The 2,198-nt window shown below is 63.4% G+C and carries 3 protein-coding genes; 1 reads left to right on the top strand and 2 read right to left on the bottom strand.

Annotation, left to right across the window (positions count from 1 at the left end; genetic code table 11):
* Positions 1-658: inorganic phosphate transporter (locus tag NP534_RS26665; RefSeq protein ID WP_274100720.1), on the top strand; the 658-nt coding region annotated here is incomplete at its 5' end.
* A gap of 51 nt (positions 659-709) precedes the next feature.
* Here NP534_RS26665 and NP534_RS26660 read toward each other — a convergent pair.
* Both NP534_RS26660 and NP534_RS26655 read right to left on the bottom strand, forming a co-directional pair.
* Positions 710-1,405: a glutathione S-transferase N-terminal domain-containing protein gene (locus tag NP534_RS26660; RefSeq protein ID WP_274100719.1), complete on the bottom strand. Its 696-nt coding sequence runs from the start codon at positions 1,403-1,405 to the stop codon at positions 710-712.
* Positions 1,406-1,492: 87 nt separating this feature from the next.
* Entirely contained in the window at positions 1,493-1,990 is a 498-nt protein-coding gene (locus NP534_RS26655) for a PaaI family thioesterase (protein ID WP_186657428.1), read from the bottom strand.
* Between the last annotated feature and the right edge of the window lie 208 nt (positions 1,991-2,198).

Here is a 2,198-nt window from a genome sequence, read left to right as displayed (position 1 = left end):
AGCAGCAGGTAGGCCACCAGCTGACCGGGGCCAGGTGACCTACCATATCACCGAGCCCAAGCCCACCCCGCAACTGGTGCCCGCACTCGCCGCACTGACCGGCATGATCGGCGAAGAAGTCAAAGGCTATGGCTCGCTCAAGCGCGTGCCGGCCGAGGCCATGGCCAACGTGCGCAACGACATGTACCTGACCAGCGAAGCCATCCGCCTGATCGAGAAAAACCAGCTGGTAACCTTTGATGCCGACACCCGCAGCCATGTGCAGCTGTTCAAGACCCAATTGGACGACGCCACGCGCTACATCCCGCTATGGGTCAAGGTGGCCGTGGCCATCGCCCTGGGGCTGGGCACCCTGGTCGGCTGGCGGCGCATCGTGGTGACGGTGGGCGAGAAAATTGGCAAGACCCACCTGAGCTACGCCCAGGGCGCCTCGGCCGAGGTGGTTGCGATGTGCACCATCGGCGCGGCGGACATGTTCGGGCTGCCTGTGTCGACCACCCATGTGCTGAGCTCTGGTGTGGCCGGGACCATGGTCGCCAATGGCTCGGGGATCCAGAAGCGTACGCTGATCAATCTGCTGATGGCGTGGGTGCTGACTTTGCCGGCGGCGATGCTGCTGGCGGGTAGCCTGTACTGGGTGCTGAATCAGGTTTTCTAGGCTGCAAGATGAGCCTGTGGGAACAAGCCCCACAGGTTAAGTACCTGGCGTTCAGCCCGGGATCTTCAGGCCCCGTTGAACGGCAGGGCGTTCGAGGAAGTTGGCCAGCACCCGCTGCACTTCCTTGAACGCATCGAAGCCCACCAGCTCACGGGCGTTGTAGCGCTCCACCAGGTTGCGCACCCAAGGGAAGATGGCGATATCGGCGATGCTGTACGTGTCGACCATCCACTCCCGCCCTTCAAGGTGCCGATCCAGCACGCCCAGCAGGCGCTTCGATTCGTTGACATAGCGATCGCGCGGGCGCTTGTCTTCGTATTCCTTGCCCGCAAAGAAGTGGAAGAACCCGACCTGGCCAAACATCGGGCCGATGCCGCCCATCTGGAACATCAACCACTGCAGGGTCTGGTAACGGATGGCAGGGTCCTGGCTGAGCAACTGGCCACTCTTCTCGGCCAGGTACTGCAGGATCGCGCCCGACTCGAACAGCGCCAGCGGCTGGCCGCCAGGGCCGTTCGGGTCGAGGATGGCGGGGATCTTGTTGTTGGCGCTGAGGGAGATGAACTCAGGGCTCATCTGGTCATCGGTGTCGAAGCTGACCTTGTGCGGCTCGTACGCCAGGCCGATCTCTTCCAGCATGATCGACACCTTGACGCCGTTGGGCGTGGGCAGCGAATACAGCTGCAGGCGCTCGGGGTGCTGGGCGGGCCATTTGCGGGTGATGGGGAATGCGCTCAGATCGGTCATGGTCAACCTTGCCTGGGGGATGGGCTTGTCACTCTAGTGACATCCCCGCCCGCTGACCATCACCGACCACTCATCGGCACTGGCCGATCACGCCTGGCCATGGGCCTTGAGCTTGAGCTTTTCGGTGTCGACCCGCACGAATACCGAGTCGGCAGTCACCGTCAGCACATCGTCCGCCCAGACCTCGCAGATGACCCGGCTCTTGCGCCCGACTTCGCCTTCAACGCGCGCCTTGAGCAGCAGCTCGACCCCCATGGGCGTCGGTTTCAGGTAGCTGAGGTTGAGCGTGCCGGTGACGCAATCGATGCGCGGCAGGCTACCCGCTTCGCGGCCTTCGTTGCGGTAGTGGTAGGCCATGGCGGTCCAGTTGGAATGGCAGTCGACCAGCATCGCCAGCAAGCCGCCGTAGACCAGGCCGGGCCAGCCGATGAAGCTGCTGTCGGGCGAGTGTCGGCACAACAGGTGGATGCCATCGGCGTCCCAGTGGCTTTGCAGGTGCAGGCCGCTGGGGTGGGCACAGCCACAGCCGTAGCAGCTGCCTTCTGGCGCGGCGAGTTGCTGGAGAGAAAGGGTTTGCTCGTTCATACGCTTCCTGTGCTTGTTGGAATGGGAAGGGATGCAAGCGTCGATGGTAGCGCCGCATTTTGTCAGCGCCAATGAGAATGCCGGGGCTGCGTTGCAGCCCATCGCGGCACAAGGCCGCTCTCACCGGTCTGTACACGACAGCACAGTACCTGTGGGAGCGGCCTTGTGCCGCGAATGGGGCGCAAAGCGCCCCCAAGGATCACGCGGT

Source organism: Pseudomonas sp. 39004 (assembly GCF_028682155.1).
GTDB lineage: Bacteria > Pseudomonadota > Gammaproteobacteria > Pseudomonadales > Pseudomonadaceae > Aquipseudomonas > Aquipseudomonas capeferrum.
This window is presented reverse-complemented; position numbering and strand designations above follow the sequence as displayed.

Coding starts and splice junctions, on each gene's coding strand:
- NP534_RS26660 (WP_274100719.1), bottom strand. CDS start 1,405: ATGACCGATCTGAGCGCATTCCCCATCACCCGCAAATGGCCCGCCCAG.
- NP534_RS26655 (WP_186657428.1), bottom strand. CDS start 1,990: ATGAACGAGCAAACCCTTTCTCTCCAGCAACTCGCCGCGCCAGAAGGC.